This is a genomic window from Tolypothrix sp. PCC 7712 (assembly GCF_025860405.1).
Taxonomy (GTDB): Bacteria; Cyanobacteriota; Cyanobacteriia; order Cyanobacteriales; family Nostocaceae; genus Aulosira; species Aulosira diplosiphon.
In genome coordinates this window covers 1499413-1518304 of the sequence record NZ_CP063785.1, presented here as the reverse complement: position 1 = coordinate 1518304, position 18892 = coordinate 1499413, and the positions used below count along the sequence as shown (strand labels likewise).

Annotated in this window: 16 protein-coding genes and 1 pseudogene; 9 read left to right on the top strand and 8 right to left on the bottom strand. The window is 39.9% G+C overall.

Annotated elements, in window-relative coordinates; all coding sequences use genetic code 11:
* Positions 1-42: 42 nt before the first annotated feature.
* The 4 genes from HGR01_RS06070 to HGR01_RS06055 form a co-directional block, all read right to left on the bottom strand.
* A complete protein-coding gene (locus HGR01_RS06070; RefSeq protein WP_045869320.1) occupies positions 43-1044 on the bottom strand; it encodes an ABC transporter substrate-binding protein in 1002 nt (333 codons plus the stop codon).
* A gap of 144 nt (positions 1045-1188) precedes the next feature.
* Positions 1189-1539: a ferredoxin family protein gene (locus tag HGR01_RS06065; protein WP_045869321.1), complete on the bottom strand. Its 351-nt coding sequence runs from the start codon at positions 1537-1539 to the stop codon at positions 1189-1191.
* A gap of 268 nt (positions 1540-1807) precedes the next feature.
* On the bottom strand, positions 1808-3442 hold the full coding sequence (locus tag HGR01_RS06060; RefSeq protein ID WP_045869322.1) for an FAD-dependent oxidoreductase: 1635 nt from the start codon (positions 3440-3442) through the stop codon (positions 1808-1810).
* A gap of 508 nt (positions 3443-3950) precedes the next feature.
* Positions 3951-4991 carry an NADP(H)-dependent aldo-keto reductase gene (locus HGR01_RS06055; protein ID WP_045869323.1) on the bottom strand — a complete coding sequence of 347 codons (1041 nt, stop codon included), beginning with the start codon at positions 4989-4991 and terminating at the stop codon, positions 3951-3953.
* A 778-nt stretch (positions 4992-5769) separates the two neighbouring features.
* On the opposite strand from HGR01_RS06055, the gene HGR01_RS06050 reads away from it, so the two are divergent.
* The 8 genes from HGR01_RS06050 (at position 5770) to ssuC (ending at position 16564) form a co-directional block, all read left to right on the top strand.
* Positions 5770-7590, top strand: coding sequence for an iron uptake porin (locus tag HGR01_RS06050; RefSeq protein ID WP_045869324.1), 1821 nt, complete (start codon positions 5770-5772; stop codon positions 7588-7590).
* Positions 7591-7744: 154 nt separating this feature from the next.
* Positions 7745-8842: a sulfonate ABC transporter substrate-binding protein gene (locus tag HGR01_RS06045; protein ID WP_045869325.1), complete on the top strand. Its 1098-nt coding sequence runs from the start codon at positions 7745-7747 to the stop codon at positions 8840-8842.
* Between the two features lie 461 nt (positions 8843-9303).
* Positions 9304-10125: an NADPH-dependent oxidoreductase gene (locus tag HGR01_RS06040; RefSeq protein WP_045869326.1), complete on the top strand. Its 822-nt coding sequence runs from the start codon at positions 9304-9306 to the stop codon at positions 10123-10125.
* A 748-nt stretch (positions 10126-10873) separates the two neighbouring features.
* Positions 10874-11677 (top strand): ATP-binding cassette domain-containing protein, encoded by an 804-nt coding sequence (locus tag HGR01_RS06035; RefSeq protein WP_045869327.1) that lies wholly within the window; start codon positions 10874-10876, stop codon positions 11675-11677.
* Between the two features lie 778 nt (positions 11678-12455).
* Positions 12456-13580 (top strand): aliphatic sulfonate ABC transporter substrate-binding protein, encoded by a 1125-nt coding sequence (locus tag HGR01_RS06030; protein ID WP_045869328.1) that lies wholly within the window; start codon positions 12456-12458, stop codon positions 13578-13580.
* A gap of 248 nt (positions 13581-13828) precedes the next feature.
* A complete protein-coding gene (locus HGR01_RS06025) occupies positions 13829-14692 on the top strand; it encodes a TauD/TfdA dioxygenase family protein (protein ID WP_045869329.1) in 864 nt (287 codons plus the stop codon).
* Positions 14693-14816: 124 nt separating this feature from the next.
* The gene (locus HGR01_RS06020; protein WP_045869330.1) at positions 14817-15635 is read left to right on the top strand and encodes a class I SAM-dependent methyltransferase; all 819 of its coding nucleotides are present in this window, start codon (positions 14817-14819) and stop codon (positions 15633-15635) included.
* A gap of 128 nt (positions 15636-15763) precedes the next feature.
* Positions 15764-16564, top strand: a complete 801-nt coding sequence (gene ssuC, locus HGR01_RS06015) for an aliphatic sulfonate ABC transporter permease SsuC (protein WP_045869657.1) — start codon at positions 15764-15766, stop codon at positions 16562-16564.
* A gap of 209 nt (positions 16565-16773) precedes the next feature.
* On the opposite strand, the gene HGR01_RS06010 is transcribed toward ssuC, so the two are convergent.
* Positions 16774-16920 (bottom strand): hypothetical protein, encoded by a 147-nt coding sequence (locus HGR01_RS06010; RefSeq protein ID WP_264265652.1) that lies wholly within the window; start codon positions 16918-16920, stop codon positions 16774-16776.
* Positions 16921-17335: 415 nt separating this feature from the next.
* Between HGR01_RS06010 and HGR01_RS06005 the strand changes: the two genes are divergently transcribed.
* Entirely contained in the window at positions 17336-17470 is a 135-nt protein-coding gene (locus HGR01_RS06005) for a hypothetical protein (protein ID WP_255325174.1), read from the top strand.
* Positions 17471-17479: 9 nt separating this feature from the next.
* On the opposite strand, the pseudogene HGR01_RS06000 reads toward HGR01_RS06005, so the two are convergent.
* From HGR01_RS06000 to HGR01_RS05990, 3 genes and pseudogenes are all read right to left on the bottom strand, one after another.
* Positions 17480-17905, bottom strand: a pseudogene (locus HGR01_RS06000) (CHAT domain-containing protein); the annotation flags it as partial.
* Between the two features lie 52 nt (positions 17906-17957).
* On the bottom strand, positions 17958-18479 hold the full coding sequence (locus tag HGR01_RS05995) for an ImmA/IrrE family metallo-endopeptidase (protein WP_045869332.1): 522 nt from the start codon (positions 18477-18479) through the stop codon (positions 17958-17960).
* A gap of 8 nt (positions 18480-18487) precedes the next feature.
* Positions 18488-18820: a helix-turn-helix transcriptional regulator gene (locus HGR01_RS05990; protein ID WP_052335125.1), complete on the bottom strand. Its 333-nt coding sequence runs from the start codon at positions 18818-18820 to the stop codon at positions 18488-18490.
* Positions 18821-18892: the final 72 nt, after the last annotated feature.

The following is an 18892-nucleotide window of genomic DNA, read 5'->3' as shown; positions in this document are numbered from 1 at the left end:
TCATCAATCACCACCTTTTGCTGAATTGATATTTTAAATCTTTTATTGCTTCGCTATCCAATCATCTAATTTAAAATCAGATTGGGCTAATTTTTGCGAGACTAAAAATTTCTTTGTCCCTTCTAAAAGTTGTACGCCTTGATTGGGTAAAGGTTCTACTGGGAATTGAGTGATGGGAAAAGAAGCTTTCACCACATCAAGAGGATATCCTGATACATCAGCATGAAATTTGTAGTAAGCCTCTGGGTTGGCTTGAATATCTTTCACAGATGCTTGTTTAATTTGATTCCACTTTTGCGGTAAATCTGGATGTTTAGCCAAAAAATCTTCTGTAGCTACCGTAACGCTAGTTCCGCGTAAGTCTGGGTGTTGAATTGCTTCATCAATCACAGGATAGCCTTTTGCTTTTAACAATGGCCCAGTTCCCGTTGACGCTGCGATCGCAGCCACATCTCCCCGTTCTAATGCGGCTTGGGCTTCGCTTGGTAGCATATGGATAACCTTGACGCGATCGCTAATTCCGGCCTTTTGCAATAATCCAATTAAATAGCGATGCATATAAGAACCTTTGGAAGTCGCTACCTTCTGTCCTTTAAGTTCCGCTACAGAACTCGGGCCATTTTTCTTCGCCAATAACCAAGCATTTGTTCCTACTTGTTCTTGACCAATCAAGCGCGTGGGTAAACCTTTGGCTTTACCAACTAATGCAGGTGTATCACCATAAATTCCTACATCCACTTCCCCAGCTACCAAGGCTTCATTCAAATTAGGCCCGTTAGGAAAATTCAACGTTTTGATTTCTGTAATCCCTAATTTTTGCAATTCTGGTAAAAGTTTACCTTGATGCATTGCCCAACCTGTCGGGCCAGTTGGTGTTTTTACTTTACCGTTAGTAATAAAACCTAAGCGCAATGTGGAAGTCTTTACTTCCGCCTTAGTTGTAGTTGTAGGATTAGGTACCGCTTGAGAAACAGTTTGATTAGAACTGCAAGCAGTAGTAAGAAATAATAAACTCGATAAAGCTAGAGTTGGTAATTTAAGCATGAACAACAAACCGCAAAAACACAGAAAATACAGCTAAAATAAGAAAATTAAATTACAGCTATCTTTAGATGAATTAGATAGGTAGAGGCACAACATTGTTGTGCCCGATAATCCGTACATCACCCACTAAAAATTTGTTGTGTACTATTTCATCCGCTTGAGAATTTGGTGTGTAGAATCTTCTTGGGCAGAAGAAGTGCGATACCTTCGGTGGGCTTCGCCAACGCGTCCCCAACCTACATTTCTTCGGTAGCTTCCCAAAAGTTCAGCCTCTTTCAATAATGTTTCATCGACAGAATCCAGAGGATCAACTTGTGGTGCTACATATAAAGCATCCACCGGACAGTACAATTCACACATGAAACAGGTTTGACAATCACTTTGTCTCGCAATTGTAGGTGGTGCATCAGGCACTCTATCAAAAACATTTGTCGGGCAAACATTCACGCAAATATTACATTGAATACACCGCGACGCACTAACTAACTCAATCATACTATTTTGGATTTTAGATTTTAGATTTTGCGGAAAGTTGAGCCAGTGCGTTGGACGGGTTCCCCGGCTTGAAGCAACTGGCGTTGGGTGGGCGGGTTCCCCGACTTGAGCAAACTTTTCAAGACGGATTGAGAATGAGGCGCATTGTTGAACTAACTTTCAGAGGATAATCTTGCGTTCTTCCTTTGCGCCTCTGCTCGACGGCAGTCGCTACAACGGGGGGAAACCCCGCAACGCGCTGCCTCCTCTGCGTGAGAAAAAAAGATAATTAAGGAGACACGCCTACCAATTCCTTCTCACTCCCCAATCGCTCATTTCTCACCCAAACTTTGTCCAACCCACCACTAACTAAATAGTGTTGCTGATGAACATCAATCTCTGGAAAGTCTAAATGCTTGTGCATACCGCGAGTTTCTTTCCGTTCTAAAGCGCTGTTATACATCCATCGCGCTGTAGCCACCATTGCAGCAGCTTCTCGAACCTGAATAATATTTTGCTGATTCCCAGCTTGACTACTACGAATTTCTTGCCAAAGGTTATCTAATCTCTGCAATGATCCAGTTAAAGTTTGTTCTGTACGGAAAAGATTGCGATCGTAAGGGAAAACTTCAGCTTGGGTAGCTTGGATCACCTCTTCAGCCTTGATTTGATGTTGGCTACCACTAATCAATCCAGCCTCACCAACACCTTGCACAGGGCGCTGAGTTCCCCACTCTCCTAAACTTTGGGCGTATTCAGCCGCAGATTTACCCGCCCAGTAACCAGAAGCAATTGCCCAAGCTGCATTATGACTACCACCACCAGTAAAACCACCACAAATTAATTCTCTGGTAGCAGCATCACCAGCAGCGTAAAGTCCGGGGACTGATGCAGCACAACTAGAATCAACAATCCGAATCCCACCTGTACCGCGTACTGTTCCTTCTAAACGCAAGGTAACGGGGAAACGTTGGTTAAAGGGATCAATACCCGCACGATCAAAAGGTAAGAAGAAATTCGGCTGTGCTTTCCGCATATTTGCCTGCATCTCTTCATTTGCTTTATCCAAGATGGCATATACAGGCTGTGTTAACAGCGTTTGGGCAATTACCGAACGCCCTCTTTGAGAACCTGCACCAGGTATCGGGGTGCCATCTTCGTATGTGAAAGTTGCCCAATTGTAAAACAGGGTTTTGGTAACCGAAGAAAAGGCGGGAGAGATGCCATATGCGTTAGAAAACTCCATCCCTGACATCTCTGCACCCGCTTCTGCTGCCATGAGGTATCCATCCCCAGTCAGGACATTGCAACCTAAGGCTTTACTTAAGAAAGCACAACCACCCGTTGCAATGATTACTCCACCTGCACGTACAACCCATTGCTTACCAGTCTGACGGTTAATTCCAGTTGCCCCAGCAACAGCACCTTTTGCGTCTACTAATAATTGCAAGGCAGGGCTATTATCTAAAATTGTTACACCTACCCGCTTAATTTGCTTCCGCATCAGGCGCATATATTCTGGCCCCTGGAGACTGCGCCGATAGGGTTTACCCTCTTCATCAACAGGAAAAGGATAGCCCCACTCTGCTAATAGGTTGACGTTGGTATATGTCTGATCCAGTACCCGATCCATCCAGGTACGATTGGCTAAAAATCCCCCCAAGGCTTCGCGACTGGCTTTTGCAGCTTCTCTAGCTTCTGCATCAGGAGGTATATACCATACACCATTACCCGATGCTGCTGCACAACCACTCGTACCGCAGTAACCTTTATCGACTAAAACCACCTTGGCACCAGCAGATGCAGCACTCCAAGCAGCCCACGTACCAGCCGGGCCACCACCAATAACTAGAACATCTGTGTGTAAGTTAGGGTCAACATCAATAGTAGATGAATTCTGCGATCGCCAATGGGGACTACTCATTGAATTCCTCGCCTCAATATTTAGCTTATGAACTAAAAAACTCAGATAATCATGCAATAAATATGCCAGTTACTAACTACAATGATGTTCATTAGAACAGTTAATCAATGCATATTGTTGTAGCACTGGCATTTACAATACCATAAATTACGGTTAATCGGTCAAGTTACAGTATTTATTTTCAATAAAAGCCTTGCATAATTTTTTACAAAAATCAAGAGGGTGTTTTGATCAAAGTTCAAATCCTCAATCAAAAGCAGCATTGTTAAAATTAAAAACCAAAAAATATTGCCTCAATCCGCATATTTTATGCAAAATATCTCTATCATCTTTGCCGTATCTATTTGCGTAGAATATTAAATATAAGCTGAAATTTATAAATTTTTATTAAAAATATATTCCGTAATCAGGACTTTCAGTCATCAGGTTTAGTTGACTGCTGACAGTTAACAGTCAACAGTCAACACCAAAAAATCTGTGTTTTTAGCGCCAGAGCATCTGACACAAATTATGGCGCTGGATTGGGATAACTTGTATGAACTGCGTCTAACTCTGCTAAAATCTCTGGGTTAAGAACTACATTTACACTTTCAATGTTTTCTTGTAGTTGTTGTAGCGTTGTAGCACCAATAATTGTACTACTCACAAACCAGCGACTCCGCACGAAGGCTAAAGCTAATTGAGCAGGTGTTAAATTATGTTTTTTGGCGATTTCCGCATAAGCTGCTACAGCTTCATTGACATTTTGTTTGAGATAACGTTGTCCAAAACCGGGAAATAGACTTAAGCGAGTATTTTCTAGGTTGCTATTTTCTATGTACTTGCCTGTTAACAAACCAAATCCTAGCGGACTGTAGGCAAGTAAACCAACATTTGTGTAATGCGAAACTTCTGCTAAGGCGGAATCAAAAACGCGATTTAGCAAGTTATAAGCATTCTGAATTGAGACTACTTTAGGTAATCCCAACTTTTTCGCAGCATGAACAAATTTAGTTACGCCCCAAGGAGTTTCATTACTCAAACCGATATAGCGGACTTTACCTGCTTTGATAACTTCTGCAAAGGCTGCTAATTGCTCAGAAATCTTCACAGTTTCTCGTTCTAACTCTGGCTTATACTCTGTTTGACCAAAAGTTGGAACATAGCGATCGGGCCAATGAATCTGGTACAAATCGATATAATCTGTTTGCAAGCGCCTCAAACTATCATCTACCGCTTGCTGAATATTCTTACTATCAATTTTGATATTTCCGTCCCGCAGCCATTTAAATGGACGACCAGGCCCAGCAATTTTAGTAGCAACAATTAGTTGATCCCGTTGCTGTTTTCTCAACCATTCGCCAATGTAAGCTTCTGTTTTTCCCTGAGTTTCGCCACGAGGTGGGACTGGGTACATTTCCGCCGTATCAAGAAAGTTCACTCCGTGAGCAATAGCATAGTCTAGTTGCTGATGGGCTTCTTCAATAGTATTTTGATGCCCATAAGTCATAGTTCCCAAACAAATTTCAGAAACTTTTAAATCACTTTCGCCGAGTTGGTTGTATTTCATAATTTCTGCATCAATTCTCTTAATTACTTTTACAGCAGATTACAGCTAGATGAGGTACAACAATTAAATTTATATGAGCTAAAACACATCTAATTTGCAGATTAAATTTTATCAATCTCTTATGAGGTAGTTATCTTGCCTACCCCAATCATGCAACTTAAATGCCTATTAGCTGATCAATCTTGTGGTGCGGGTATCTTAACCGCTACGGGTTTACCTTGTAAGAGATAAAATCTGCTGGATTTCACCAAAAGTCAAAGCATTAAATAATTTGGGATTTTAGATTTGGCATTTTTGGCTTATCCCATACATAAGATTTGGGAAAAATCGTAAAATACTATTAATTTACTGATTTGCCGGAGTTAATACTAAAAAAGTATACTACCAGACATTACTCACATAAACAAGTTTATTTTGGGAATTTTAAAAATATAGAGAGTATGTAACTAAAAATACTCATTCTCTACAGTTTTTCTGAAATACTGGTATCCTGTAATATTAAATCTACTAAAATTCGACCAAATTACCGGACTTTAATCGCGACAGGTAATTTGGTAGTAACTACAAAGTGATTTTCTCTCTTTGAATTTTGTACTTAGAAGAGAAAAATTGTGACGGAGATTTGTAACTCACTCTCCAGATAGAAGCTGGAGTCTGAAAGATAATGACACTGCCAACTTCAAGCATAAAATTTCTAAAAAATTTAACTAAGTTATTTGCTTGATGTCTTTGGCAGTACAGAGGATTTGTCCTAGATCGAATTGTTTGTTCAATCAAAATGAAAAAAATTTTTGGGAATTTATTGCTGACCTTACCAACGTTTGTAGTGCTGCTTTTATTAGCAACTAGCGCGAAAACTCTTGCTCAAGAAGTTCCTGCTCAAAAAGAAGCAGAAACTCCAATAACTAAATTACCAGATGTAAAGAAAACTGTGCTTAAGGCTAATTTAACAGCCTCAGCTACTACAGAATCAAAACCATCTGTCATTGAGACAACACCTTTGAGTCCCATTGCACAAGTTCCAGTTATACAGCCTACAACCTCAACACCAAATAGCGATTTAGGACAAGTCACTTCTGTCTCACAACTATCTGATGTTCAGCCTACCGATTGGGCATTCCAGGCGCTACAGTCTTTAGTTGAGCGCTATGGGGTAATTGCTGGCTATCCCGATGGCACATTTAAGGGGAACCGCGCCCTCACAAGATATGAATTTGCAGCTGGTTTAAATGCAGCGCTTGACCGCCTCAACGAATTGATTGCAACTAGTACTGCTGATTTAGTGAAGCAAGAAGATTTAAATACTCTGCAAAAGCTGCAAGAACAATTTTCTGCCGAACTTGCCACTTTACGAGGAAGAGTAGACTCTCTCGAAGCGCGTTCTGCCAAGTTAGAAGCCACTCAATTTTCTACAACTACCAAACTGCAAGGTTTAGCACAATTCTTTATTGCTGATAGCTTTGGTAATCGTGTAGGTACAAACAGAGATAATACCAATACTTTTTTAGGCTATCGTGCAACCCTGGCTCTACAAACTAGCTTTACTGGCAAAGACCAGTTAACAACTAGCTTAACGGCATCTAACTTTGTGGCTTTAGGCGGTGCGACTTCTGTTGGTGGTACACCGCTAACCGGAACCAACCAAACCCGGTTTAATACAGAACGCAGTACTGGTTATGCAGCAGATAGTAATCTTTATCTTGATAGATTGTTCTATCGCTTTCCATTCGGGAAAAACACTAACGTCTGGGTAGGTGCGAGGGGGCTGCAACCTGTAACTTTTGCGCCTACACTTAATCCCTTAGTCGGTAACGCCCAAACTGGAACCCTATCACGATTTGGACTCTTCAACCCTGTAATTTACCGACCTGGTTTTGACGGCGCTGGTTTAGCTTTCGCCCATAAATTTAGCAATCAACTCCAATTCAACGCAGGTTATATCGTAGATGATGCTTTAGGTAGTAATCCTGGAGGAAACGCCACTAATGCAGGTGGATTGTTTGGTAATGCTTATGAAGCACTAGCACAGTTAACTTTTACCCCTAGTCGCAGTCTAGATATTAGTTTTGCCTACGCCCGTAAATACTTCCCCACTCCGGTTTCTCCCGGCCCCAACGGTACAGTAGTTGTAGCGCCTGGGTCTGGTTACAACATTACTGGTGGTACAGGTACTGCTAACGCTGCTCGTCCATTTGGTTTAGCACCCACATCCTCAGATAACTTTGGGGTGCAAGTTAACTGGAAAGCTAGTCGTGCTTTCCATATAAGTGGCTGGTTTGGTTATACACAAGCCCATCAAGAAGGCACTAGTAATGATGCAACTATCATTAACACCGCACTAACTCTAGCGCTTCCAGATTTAGGGAAAAAAGGTAATTTGGCTGGGTTTGTCTTTGGTATCCCACCCAAAGTTACGAGTAATGATGTAGCTGCTCGCAGAGATAATGATACCTCTTTTCATATAGAGGGTTTTTATACCTATAGATTTAATGACAACATTAGTGTGACCCCGACGTTGTTTGTCATTACTAATCCAGAAGCTAACGCTAACAATGATCCAATTTGGGTAGGCGCTCTGCGTACTACTTTCACTTTCTAAGCAGAATCACCCAATTTGGGATTAATAGTTTTAACTAAATATTCATCTCGAATAATCTTACCTATTCAATGTGCGATCGCAGTTTTATCTCACTAAACTACGGTAACTTGATTAGCTTAATGTATAATCAAGGATCTCAGATAGGTAAATTCTGATGATGAGTTCGATTTTTCAGCGTTTGTTCGCCAGATTGAATATATTCCAATTCACTCAATTTGCGCGTCAAAATAGTATCTTTTCCCTTGTGCGTCTTCCGGTGGCTGGGGCTTTTATTGCTAGCTTATGTCTCAGCCTTTTATTTTCATCTTGCACAGCTAATAATGGCAGCAATAATACTACTTCTGCTAATAATTCTAATCAACCTAAAACATCTGTAGTCAAGTTTGGCTATCAAAAATCCGCCATTCTTCTCAAGAGTAAAGGCGTTTTAGAAAAGCGGTTACAACCTCAAGGTGTCTCTGTACAGTGGATAGAATTTCCTGCTGGGCCACAGCTTTTAGAAGCAATGAATGTTGGTAGTATTGATTTTGGTCATACCGGAGAATCACCACCAATCTTTGCCCAAGCTGCAGGAGCATCATTAACATACATTGCGGGAATTGCGCCTAGCCCTGCGGGTCAAGCTATTCTGGTTCCGCCAGATTCTCCGATTAAAACTGTCACTGACCTGAAGGGCAAAAAAATCGCCTTTCAAAAAGGTTCCAGCGCTCATTATCTGCTGTTACAAGTGTTAGAAAAATTTGGCTTGAAATACAGTGATATTCAACCAATATATCTACCACCTGCTGATGCAAGAGCAGCATTAGTAAAAGGAAGCTTAGATGCTTGGGTAATTTGGGATCCATTTTATGCTGCAGCACAAAAAGCAATTAATGCTCGTGTTTTGATTGATGGCACAGAAGTGAACAAGCAAGGAGGATATTACCTAGCTAGTCGCAAATTTGCTACCGAAAATCCCGAAATCATTAAGTCAATGTTAGAGGAAATTAAAACCCTTGAAGATTGGTCAGATAAACATCGAGATGAAGTAGCTGCCACGCTCTCACCTGTGTTAGGCATTGATTTAGAAACAATGCAAAAAGCTACACAGCGCAAGAAATTTGGTATTGTGCCCATTGATAGCAATTTAATTGCTATACAGCAGAAAGTCGCTGACAAATTCTATGAATTGAAATTGATTCCTAAACAAATTGATGTGAAGGAAGCAATGCTTTCACCAGAACAATATGCAGCCTTTTCACCAAAAATATAGGTATAGCTAATATCTAGCAATCCTATTTAATTGGTGACATTTTGTGCTGCTCAGATCCCCTACTTTTATAAAAAGTCGGGGATCTATCTTTTGATTTTTAACCTTCGGAAATTTTATTTGCGATCTGCCAAGGCTGGCGATCAGGCTCTTGCTTATGAAGGAGAGAAAATTACTCTAGAAAAAAACTACAGGTATCCTATTTGATTGTGAAAAAAATTCCGTACATTTGCAGCTGAAGTTGATAGGAAAAAATGCCTGTTTAAACCCTGAGATGCTGGATATGATCTCAAAAGGTGAATGCAAAGCTTTCCCTACACCTGCTCTCCTCTTCTAGCTTAAAAGTGCTGAGTAAAAATCCCCACCTCGACTTTCATGGTTGGTGATGAAATTTTTTTCATTGGGACTCCTTCCTATAGCGATCGCTCATCAATAGTAAACACTTCTCGTTTGACTAGTAACTTATGCCTAATTTTACCGAATTGTTTAATCATCGTTACGGCAATAGCCAAGTCAATGCAGAGCTACCTGTAAATGACTTCATCACTTCTCTGCTATCTCACCGTTCAATTCGGGCTTACTTAAGCGATGCTTTACCTCCAGGAACCTTAGAAACTTTAGTAGCTGCGGCGCAGTCAGCAGCTACATCCTCAAATCTCCAAACATGGAGTGTAGTAGCGGTAGAAGATCCCAGCCGTAAAGAAAAACTATCTCAACTGGCTAATAATCAAGCCCATATTCGCCAGGCTCCATTATTTTTGGTGTGGTTAGCGGATTTAGCAAGGCTAGCGCAGATTGCGGAAAGTCGGGGATTACCTCATGAGGGTTTAGATTATCTGGAGATTTTTTTGATGGCGGCGATTGATGCAGCTTTAGCGGCGCAAAATGCTGTAGTAGCGGCAGAGTCGTTAGGATTAGGAACAGTATATATTGGGGCGTTACGTAACAAACCAGAAGAAGTGGCGCAGGTTTTAGAGCTACCCAAACAAGTGTTTGCTGTTTTTGGCTTGTGTGTTGGATATGCTGATAGCGCCGTGGAAACAGCGATTAAACCACGCTTACCTCAAACAACTGTGTTGCATCGCGAAACTTACAAACTAGCAGACAAGGAAGAGGATATTGCTGCTTATAACCAGGCAATGACAGCTTTTTACCAGTCTCAGAAGATGAATATTCCTGGTGATTGGACAGAACATTCGGCTAAACGCGTGGCTTTTGCTCAGTCTTTATCCGGACGCGATCGCCTGCGGGAAGTTTTGCAAAATTTGGGTTTTGAACTACGATAATTTTTTGTAGGATACCTAGTACAACAAGGCAAAAGTCAAAAGTCAAAAGTCAAAAGTCAAAAGAAAGAATAGTTATACCACAAGCCTTTTAGCAATTACAGATGGTATGTTTCTCTTACAAAGTTTGGCGGGACGGAAACCGACACCGCCAACTTTGCGCTATTTACGCCGACTTGTACTAGTTTTATCTATTAAATCTATTTTCAGCATTAACCCTACTTTCAACAACGAGAAAGTGGGGTTTAATTTTTATGTTTTTTTCTCTGTCTCTTCTGAGCAGGAATAATTTATTTGTTGATAGTCTCTCAAGTATGTAGCTGTCAACACAGTTTGTAAGTTTTTTTGTTAAAAGCTACTTGCCTTTTCGCCCCACCTATGTGAGACTACTATAAACATACTACTAAATTCTGACCAAATTACCGTAGTTTGCTATCAAGCAATGATCAAAAATTAGGCAAATTACTGGTGTAAGCGTCTTCTAAGAAGGTTTTGAGATTACCGAAGTTTAAAGGAGGAAAAGCAGTGTCACTCAAAAAAATCTTGTTGTAATCGTAGTTAATGACATTCTTTTCAGATATTAGCTAAGGTAATTGGTCTTCATACCGCATCAATCAGATGAGAAATAGAGTCACTGTAGACCATATAAGTTTATTTTGCTGGTATTTTTTCTGACTAATAGGCTTCTCTAGCCATCTAGAAACAGTTAGTAATTTGACTGATATGAGAGGAAAAAAAGGAGATTTGTAGAATGACATATCCAGTACGAGGGATGCATTTAAAACTACAAGGATTAACCAAGTCCTTTGGAGACAAGACAGTTTTGCAGAATATTGATTTAGATATCGAGCCTGGGGAATTTGTCGCTATAGTTGGGCGCAGTGGTTGTGGTAAAAGTACAATGTTACGGCTGATTGCTGGACTGGATGCACCCACTGGAGGTGGTGTATTTTTAAACGATCAACATTTTCACCATCGGATTAACCCAGAGATTCGGATGATGTTTCAGGATGCGCGGTTACTACCTTGGCAGAGAGTACTATCAAATGTGGAATTAGGTTTATTAGGTACTAACTCAAAAGTGTTAGCAAAGCAAACAGCTTTGCAAGTATTGCGCGCTGTAGGATTAGAAGATAGAGCCCATGAATGGCCATCTGTCTTATCTGGAGGACAACGCCAACGGGTAGCGTTAGCTAGAGCCTTAGCAAGTAGCCCCGCTTTATTGCTGCTAGATGAGCCTCTAGGCGCATTGGATGCACTCACACGTATTGAAATGCAGCAATTACTAGAAAAATTATGGCAAGAACAAGGATTTACCGCATTACTAATTACTCACGATGTGGAAGAAGCTGTTGTACTAGCAGATAGAGTCTTACTCATTGAAAATGGTCAGATTGGTTTGGATTTAGAGATTAATTTGCCACGTCCACGAGTCAGAGGAGATGTAGCACTAGCTCAGACAGTAGAAAAGATATTACAACGAGTGATGGGTCAGCCGGAGCGCGAACCAGGATTAGCAGCAGACTCATTTACTTTCTCATCTGTAACAGTGTAAGACAGGCTAATCAGTTAGAAATTCCATATCTGTGCAAAAATCGGAAACCTCTTTCTCCTCTTCCCACGTATTTGCAGCTTTAATGATCAGTCTGTAAACGAACAAGACATGGCTGCTATCCATATTCTGAGAATATCTTCGTGGGTGGGATGACGATTTTTGATTGCTTTCAAGAAAATGTACCTGATGCTTTTCGTAGTAAATAGTTCAATGAAATCCACTACCTACTCTCTCGGTATGGATCGGACCACGTACAGTTCTATTTCCAATTATCACTACAACAATATTGAACCAAGCTTATTAAATATTTTGCCTCCGCCAGGGAAGTGTTGTGTAAATCTCTATTATTCGCGGGCATTACACAGCGCTTCCCCTACCTAAAATCAGCGTTAAAATTGGTAATTGATAATTACTTTTTGCTGTTTTTTAAACTGTGCTAGATGGTTGTTTAATTCAACTAATTTAATCTGCAACAGGTTTTAATTTACCATCCATTTTAATAATACAATTTTCCATCACAGTAACCCTCTCATGAATCTATCTTAAGGTGGGTCACTCCACCTTAATTACTCAATTTAAAGATTATCAAGAAACTATAATTATATTTTTTTAGATATTCCCAGATTTACTACAGCGCACCCATACTTAACAACATCCCATGACATCTCCATTCAAGAGCAAAAAAAATATATATAACCGAAGTCCTTAAGCTAGTAGGTTATGAATTTAGCAGATTGATAGATTTTTCACGATTTTTAAGGCGGAGGAAAGCTGATTAATGCAAAGTCTGAAACATAAATTTGAATCTTGGAAACGCGGTCATATTACTCGTCGTTCAGCGTTATTTGCTTTAGGTTATAGCTTAGTTTTATCTACAACACTATTTAGTTGCAGTACGTCAAATAAAACTTCTCAAAAACAAGCTGATTCAGCTTCATCGAATACAGCTACTACATCTAATACCACAACTACTGCTAGTAACTCTAGCAGCCAGAAAGTTATTAGAATTGTCCGATCTAAGCAACTAACTGCTCTAGCTGTAGTTGAGAAACAAGGTAAACTTGAAAAAAGATTAGCAGACTTGGGATACAAGTTAGAATGGCCTGAATTTGCAGCAGGGCCACAACAATTAGAAGCATTAAATGCCAATGGTTTAGATATTGCTTCTACAGCAGAATCACCACCAGTTTTTGCCCAAGCTGCAGGAACACCTTTAGTTTATTTAGCTGCCAATTCCTCTGATGGTCAAGCAATTTCACTTTTAGTTCCTAGCAAATCTAACATTAAAAGTGTTAAAGATCTAAAAGGGAAAAAAGTAGGTTTCCAGAAAGCATCTATTGGTCATTACTTGTTAGTTAGAGCTTTAGAAAAAGAAGGACTAAAACTATCTGATGTCCAGTCTGTTTTTCTGCCACCTCCAGATGCTAATGTGGCATTTAATCAAGGTAAGATAGATGCTTGGTTTATTTGGGAACCATTTGTTACGAGAAACGTGCAAAACAAAGTCGGTCGTGTGCTCATAGATGGCGGTAACGGTTTGCGAGACACTAACAATTTCTACTCCACAACCCGCAAATTTTATCAAGAAAATCCAGAAGTAATCAAAGCCTTTTTGGATGAACTACAAAAAGCTCAAATTTGGTCTAAACAAAATCAAAAAGAAATTGCCGAATTACTTGCACCGGTGACACAACTGGATGTACCAACATTAGAAGCAATGCATAGTAAATATGATTTCTCGTTAGTACCAATCACGGAGAAAATCATTACTAAGCAACAAGAAGTGGCTGACAAATGGTACGCGCTGGGATTAATACCTAAAAAAGTAGATGTCAAAGAGGGATTTTTAACACCTGAAGAGTATGCCAAAATTACGCCTCAAGATGTTTTAGCAAAACAGTAGGGAGATGAGGCAATACTGCTCGGTTAAGGATTTTAAACTCTTAATTTGGTTTGGGGAAAAGGCGAAAGGGTAAGGGTTAAAGGTTTTTTCTTGCCCCTTTTCCCCTTCCCCTTTTCCCCTTAACCGACAAGTATTGGGAGATGAGGGGACTGGGGAGATGAGGGGGACAAGGTGAGAAATTCTGATTACCCATTACCAATTACCCATTACCTATTACCCATTACCTATTTTCAAAATTCAAGAATACTATGCCGACGCTAACGTTAACAGAAGTTAAAATTTCGCCTTTAGATGCGCCTTTAGGTGCTGTAGTTACAGGATTAGATACGAGTCAAGCTATTGCGCCAGAAATTATTTTGCAACTAAAGCAAGCATTGCGCGATCGCCATATTCTCATCTTCAAAAATCAACAGCTGAGTGATGAGCAGTTTTTAAATTTTGCATTCTACTTTGGCTCTCTATTTATACCACCGCAGAATATCCCTGTGTTGGCTTCGGAAACAGGCGCTACACCAGTAATTATTCCTGTTTCTAATGTCGATGGTGGTTATACAGGTACGGGTGAATTAGCTTTTCATTGCGATCACCATTGGACTCCCTATCCCTCTAGCGGTTCTCTACTCTATGCGTTAGAAGTTCCTTCCCAAGGTGGCGAGACTTCATGGTTGAATTTAAATTTGGCCTATGAGACGTTAGATGAGTTTACTAAGAAGCGGATAGCAGACTTACAGCTGATTACTTACAATCCATTTTTGCGCGATCGCAATGCACCTCGTTCCAACTATCGCTTGGATCAGAGTATTCCATTAATTAGCCCTGTTTATCCCCATCCTCTAGTACGCACACATCCAGAAAGTGGCAAAAAAATTCTATACCTCGATTACGCCACAGAAGTAGAGGTTGTTGGTTTAGAACCACAAGAGGGAGCAGAATTAATTGCTCAATTACGTCAACATCTCAATCAGCCACAGTTTTATTATCAACATAAATGGTCTGTAGGCGATATTGTTTACTGGGATAATCAAGCTACTTTGCACCACAGAACACCATTTGACCCCAGCGAAAGACGGATATTAAAGCGTGTAAGTTTAGCTGGAAGCCGTCCGTTTTAGGTATTGAGATTGTGAGTGGATAACTGCAATAGTTTTGATTGAATCAATATCATTTTTAAACTTGTTGCAGTTAATCACTCACCTAAAAAGCATATTTTTAAATTTAAATTTTGACATTAAATATATGACAACAATTCCTGCTTATGACCCAACTTTATTTGAAGGTGCAGCTTGGTACTATGCTCGTTATCGACCCCAGTATCCACCTGTGTTATTCGATTTACTCACCGATAAGTTTCAATTAGATGGGCAAGGAAGATTATTAGATTTAGGCTGTGGTGCAGGCTTAATTGCTATTCCTTTACGCGATCAATTCAAAGAAGTTATCGGTTTAGATCCAGATGCGGATATGCTTTTAGAAGCGCAACGCCAAGCAGCAGAAGTGGGTGCAACAAACATAAGTTGGGTAAAAGATAGAGCAGAAAATATTTCTCTTGCTGTTGGTAAATTCCAACTAGTGACAATTGGTAGAGCTTTTCACTGGATGCAGCGAGAATTAGTTATAGACCATATCTACAATTTACTTTCTAATAATGGTGGTCTGGCGATTATCAAAACTTATGAAGACCCCTGGAATAGCGAACATCCGTGGAAACAAACTGCCATTTCGATTGTACAGCGTTGGTTAGGTGAAAAACGCCGCACAGGTCAAGGTGGTCAAGGAGAATGGCAACCTTTAGCAATTCCCCACGAAGAAATTATCGAGAAATCATCATTTAGTCGCCAAGCTAACTATGAAGTTAAATATGAGAAATCTTGGACAATTGACTCATACATTGGCTATCTATATTCCACAGCTTTTTGTTTACCTTCTTTCTTTGGTAATGCGGAAAATAGAAAAAAATTTGAAGCTGACCTTAGAGAATCTCTGCTAAAAGTAGAGCCTTCTGGAAGATTTACAGAAGAACTTCCTATTACTGTCATAGCTGCTTGGAAAAATTAATCAAGCTTGTAATTTGTTATTTGTCATCAGTTCCTTTTCTAACTGTGTCCACATAGGCTGCTATCAAGCAATAGTACATCATGAAAACTATCTCATCTTCTCCTAATAGCTTTCCATCAAAGCAAACAATGAAAAAGCAAAAATCAAAATATCAATTTCTCAAAAATCGCCAAATTCAATCTTTCATCCCTTGGTTAGTACCCATATCCATTATTGTTGTCTGGCAATTATTATCATCTCTAGGCATAATTCCTACAAGAATTTTACCTGCGCCTTTAAGTGTACTGGGCGCTGCTATTCATTTAGCCCAAACTGGTGAACTATTTAGAAATATTGGTATTAGTGCTGCTAGAGCAATTTCTGGCTTTTTGGTAGGTGGCAGTATTGGCTTTATTTTAGGTTTAGTAAATGGGATTTCTCCAATTGCTGAGAAATTGTTAGATACTTCTATTCAAATGTTACGTAATATTCCCAACCTCGCATTAATCCCCCTAGTAATTTTATGGTTTGGAATTGGGGATGAAGCTAGATTATTTCTTGTATCTTTAGGTGTAATGTTCCCAATTTATTTAAATACATTTCATGGTATCCGGAGTGTAGATTCTGGATTAATTGAAATGGGAAAAGTTTATGGTTTAAATACCTGGGGCTTATTTTGGCGAATTATTCTCCCCGGCGCATTATCTTCTATTTTGGTAGGTGTGCGTTTTTCTTTAGGTATTATGTGGTTGACACTGATTGTTGCTGAAACCATCGCTGCTGATTCTGGGATTGGTTATATGGCAATGAACGCCAGAGAATTTATGCAAACAGATGTCGTGGTATTAAGCATTTTGCTATACGCCTTATTTGGTAAATTAGCAGATGTAATCGCCAGATCCTTAGAAACTTACTGGTTACAATGGAATCCCAGTTATTTGAAGGGGTAAGCTAAACACTGTTAATTATCTAGGTTTATCCAGATTTGCCACATTTTCAGCTATAATTTAATGGCAATGAGGTAGCTGATTACTCGCAGTGCGAAGCCTTGAAAGATTTGCAGCTTATAGATTTGAAATTAGTGGAGAATAGGGAACTCGAATCCCTGACCTCTGCGGTGCGATTAAAGAGGCGAATACTCTCTAACTCTTTACAGTATTCAGTTATAGCTAATCTCAATAACAGATATATAATCATTATCTAGCTTTTGGCATTTTACAGGCGATCGCGAAAGATAATATTTTTGTCTGCTCTCAACTTTAGAACTTATATCCCCAATAATCAAAATCAGAGAAAGATTAAGCATTAATGCTTAGAGAAAAGGAGTTATCTGAGGATGTAGGGCATAATTTGACTACATCTACAAATTATGATATGGGCTAATTAAGCGATGCTTTCTCTTTCAGACACGCTACCGCGAACGGCAAAGCTTCTGGTGCGTTGGCTCCGCCAACGCTAACGCACTACCAACTTGAGTTTACCTTGGGAAGGTGACAACAACCTTGATTTTCTAATGCTTTCGAGCTTGCACACAATCTTTACACCCGTTTTACACCGAACCAGCATTGACGATTTAGTTGAAGCGCAATTTATCAAGAATTCTTTGGATAAGCATTTTGGTAAAATATCTTCACATACATTACAAAATTATTCTTTTAAACGCTTCAGGCAAATTTTCCACAAGCGTTAGCTGATACGAATGCTTGAAAATCAAATAATTTTTGAAGTGTTTTTATTGGCTTGATTTTTTACAGTGCGATCGCTACAGTGTTTTAAGCACTTATGGTATAAAGATTGACAAACAGTATCAGGATAAAGCGATCGCAGTAATGTCGTTAGCTAGCGACACCAAATAACCTGAGTTCTCACTCAGCTTCGCCAATCAAAGTAAATGCAGCCCATGCGCTAGGATGAGGATGCTGTTTCATCGTTACCAAAATTGCTTGCCGCAGTGCTTGTGCTTTATCAGGATTTTTCTGAAACTGGCGGTAAAATTCCCCCATTAATAATGCGGAAGGACTATCGGGAATTGACCATAATGTGACAATCACACTCAGCGCACCGGCAGAAATTAAAGCGCGAGATAACCTAATGACACCATCACCTGTAACTGTACCTTGCCCAGTATCGCAAGCACTTAAAACAACTAATTCGGCGTTAGTTTTTAAATCTAAAATTTCATTTGCAGTTAGCAAGCCGTTATCTTTATCATCAGGGGAGAGAGCCACAGCACTGGGGACACCTAAACCTTTAAAATCATCCAGTAAACCGTGAGTAGCAAGATGAATTAATAGAATATTCAACGAGAGAGCCAAAGTTTGAGCCAATTAAACTGGTTTTGTCTCAACCAGTGATTAAACCTAATCGTGTTAGTCGTATAGTCAGTGCTTGACAACTAACTTGAAGTTCATCTGCAAGTTCTCCAAGAGCAGACTGCTCAACATCATCTAGTGCGTCTAGCGGTTCTTGGGAGAGTCTTTCCCGCAGAACTTTCTCAGGCATTAAGAGTTCTGCTGCAAAAGTATTTGCCTCTATCTCTTGAAATTTTGTTCCTTGGGCAGACTTCTCATCCCGAAAAAACAATAATGACTCATCAAAAAATATACTTGCAAGTTTTCTATGCAAAAAATAATGCCCTAATTCGTGAGCAATAGTAAATCTCTGCCGATTCGGGTGATGCTTGACATTAACAACTATCACCGATTGTTCATCCTTAATTACCAGCATACCCGACACATTGTCTTCAAGAGCCTCCTTTCGTATAAAAATGCCCTCCTGTTCGGCAATCAAATTTAAATCAACAGGAATTGCAAGCTTGTAGCTTTCTATAAGAGATTGGGCAAGTTTCTTGGCTTTGACAGACATTGTGTTAATTAAGTTGCGTTATTAAGTAATTCATCAATCAATTCGGCACTTCTTGGAGGAACATTTTTTAGGCGACCACCGATCTCAATGGTCGAGTTTTGAGTCTCTGCTAGTTCACTCAGGGGAGGCAAAACATCCTTGATGTCAACCTGTAAAACAGCACAAAGCTCGTAGATTAAGTGCAGGGGGGCTTTCTGACGACCTGCTTCAATATTGGTAATTGAGGTACGCAAGACCCCAACCCCTTCTGCCACATGCGCTTGGGTTAATTTAGCTGCCTCTCGCTTTTGCCGTAGATGCTGACCAAGTTTTTGATATAAGAGCGTTTCATTAGTTTTCATAACATCCAGTATCGGAAAAAAAGGGTGTTATGTCAATGTGATTGACGTGTTTCTAATATTGACATTAATTTG

Excerpts from the sequence above, each read along its gene's own strand:
- HGR01_RS06030 (WP_045869328.1), top strand. The coding sequence starts at position 12,456 with ATGCAAAGTCTGAAACATAAATTTGAATCTTGGAAACGCGGTCATATT.
- HGR01_RS06070 (WP_045869320.1), bottom strand. The coding sequence starts at position 1,044 with ATGCTTAAATTACCAACTCTAGCTTTATCGAGTTTATTATTTCTTACT.
- HGR01_RS06065 (WP_045869321.1), bottom strand. The coding sequence starts at position 1,539 with ATGATTGAGTTAGTTAGTGCGTCGCGGTGTATTCAATGTAATATTTGC.
- HGR01_RS05990 (WP_052335125.1), bottom strand. The coding sequence starts at position 18,820 with ATGAAAACTAATGAAACGCTCTTATATCAAAAACTTGGTCAGCATCTA.
- HGR01_RS06020 (WP_045869330.1), top strand. The coding sequence starts at position 14,817 with ATGACAACAATTCCTGCTTATGACCCAACTTTATTTGAAGGTGCAGCT.
- HGR01_RS06050 (WP_045869324.1), top strand. The coding sequence starts at position 5,770 with ATGAAAAAAATTTTTGGGAATTTATTGCTGACCTTACCAACGTTTGTA.
- HGR01_RS06045 (WP_045869325.1), top strand. The coding sequence starts at position 7,745 with ATGATGAGTTCGATTTTTCAGCGTTTGTTCGCCAGATTGAATATATTC.
- HGR01_RS06010 (WP_264265652.1), bottom strand. The coding sequence starts at position 16,920 with ATGCTTAATCTTTCTCTGATTTTGATTATTGGGGATATAAGTTCTAAA.
- HGR01_RS06035 (WP_045869327.1), top strand. The coding sequence starts at position 10,874 with ATGACATATCCAGTACGAGGGATGCATTTAAAACTACAAGGATTAACC.
- HGR01_RS06060 (WP_045869322.1), bottom strand. The coding sequence starts at position 3,442 with ATGAGTAGTCCCCATTGGCGATCGCAGAATTCATCTACTATTGATGTT.
- HGR01_RS05995 (WP_045869332.1), bottom strand. The coding sequence starts at position 18,479 with ATGTCTGTCAAAGCCAAGAAACTTGCCCAATCTCTTATAGAAAGCTAC.
- ssuC (WP_045869657.1), top strand. The coding sequence starts at position 15,764 with ATGAAAAAGCAAAAATCAAAATATCAATTTCTCAAAAATCGCCAAATT.
- HGR01_RS06025 (WP_045869329.1), top strand. The coding sequence starts at position 13,829 with ATGCCGACGCTAACGTTAACAGAAGTTAAAATTTCGCCTTTAGATGCG.
- HGR01_RS06040 (WP_045869326.1), top strand. The coding sequence starts at position 9,304 with ATGCCTAATTTTACCGAATTGTTTAATCATCGTTACGGCAATAGCCAA.
- HGR01_RS06055 (WP_045869323.1), bottom strand. The coding sequence starts at position 4,991 with ATGAAATACAACCAACTCGGCGAAAGTGATTTAAAAGTTTCTGAAATT.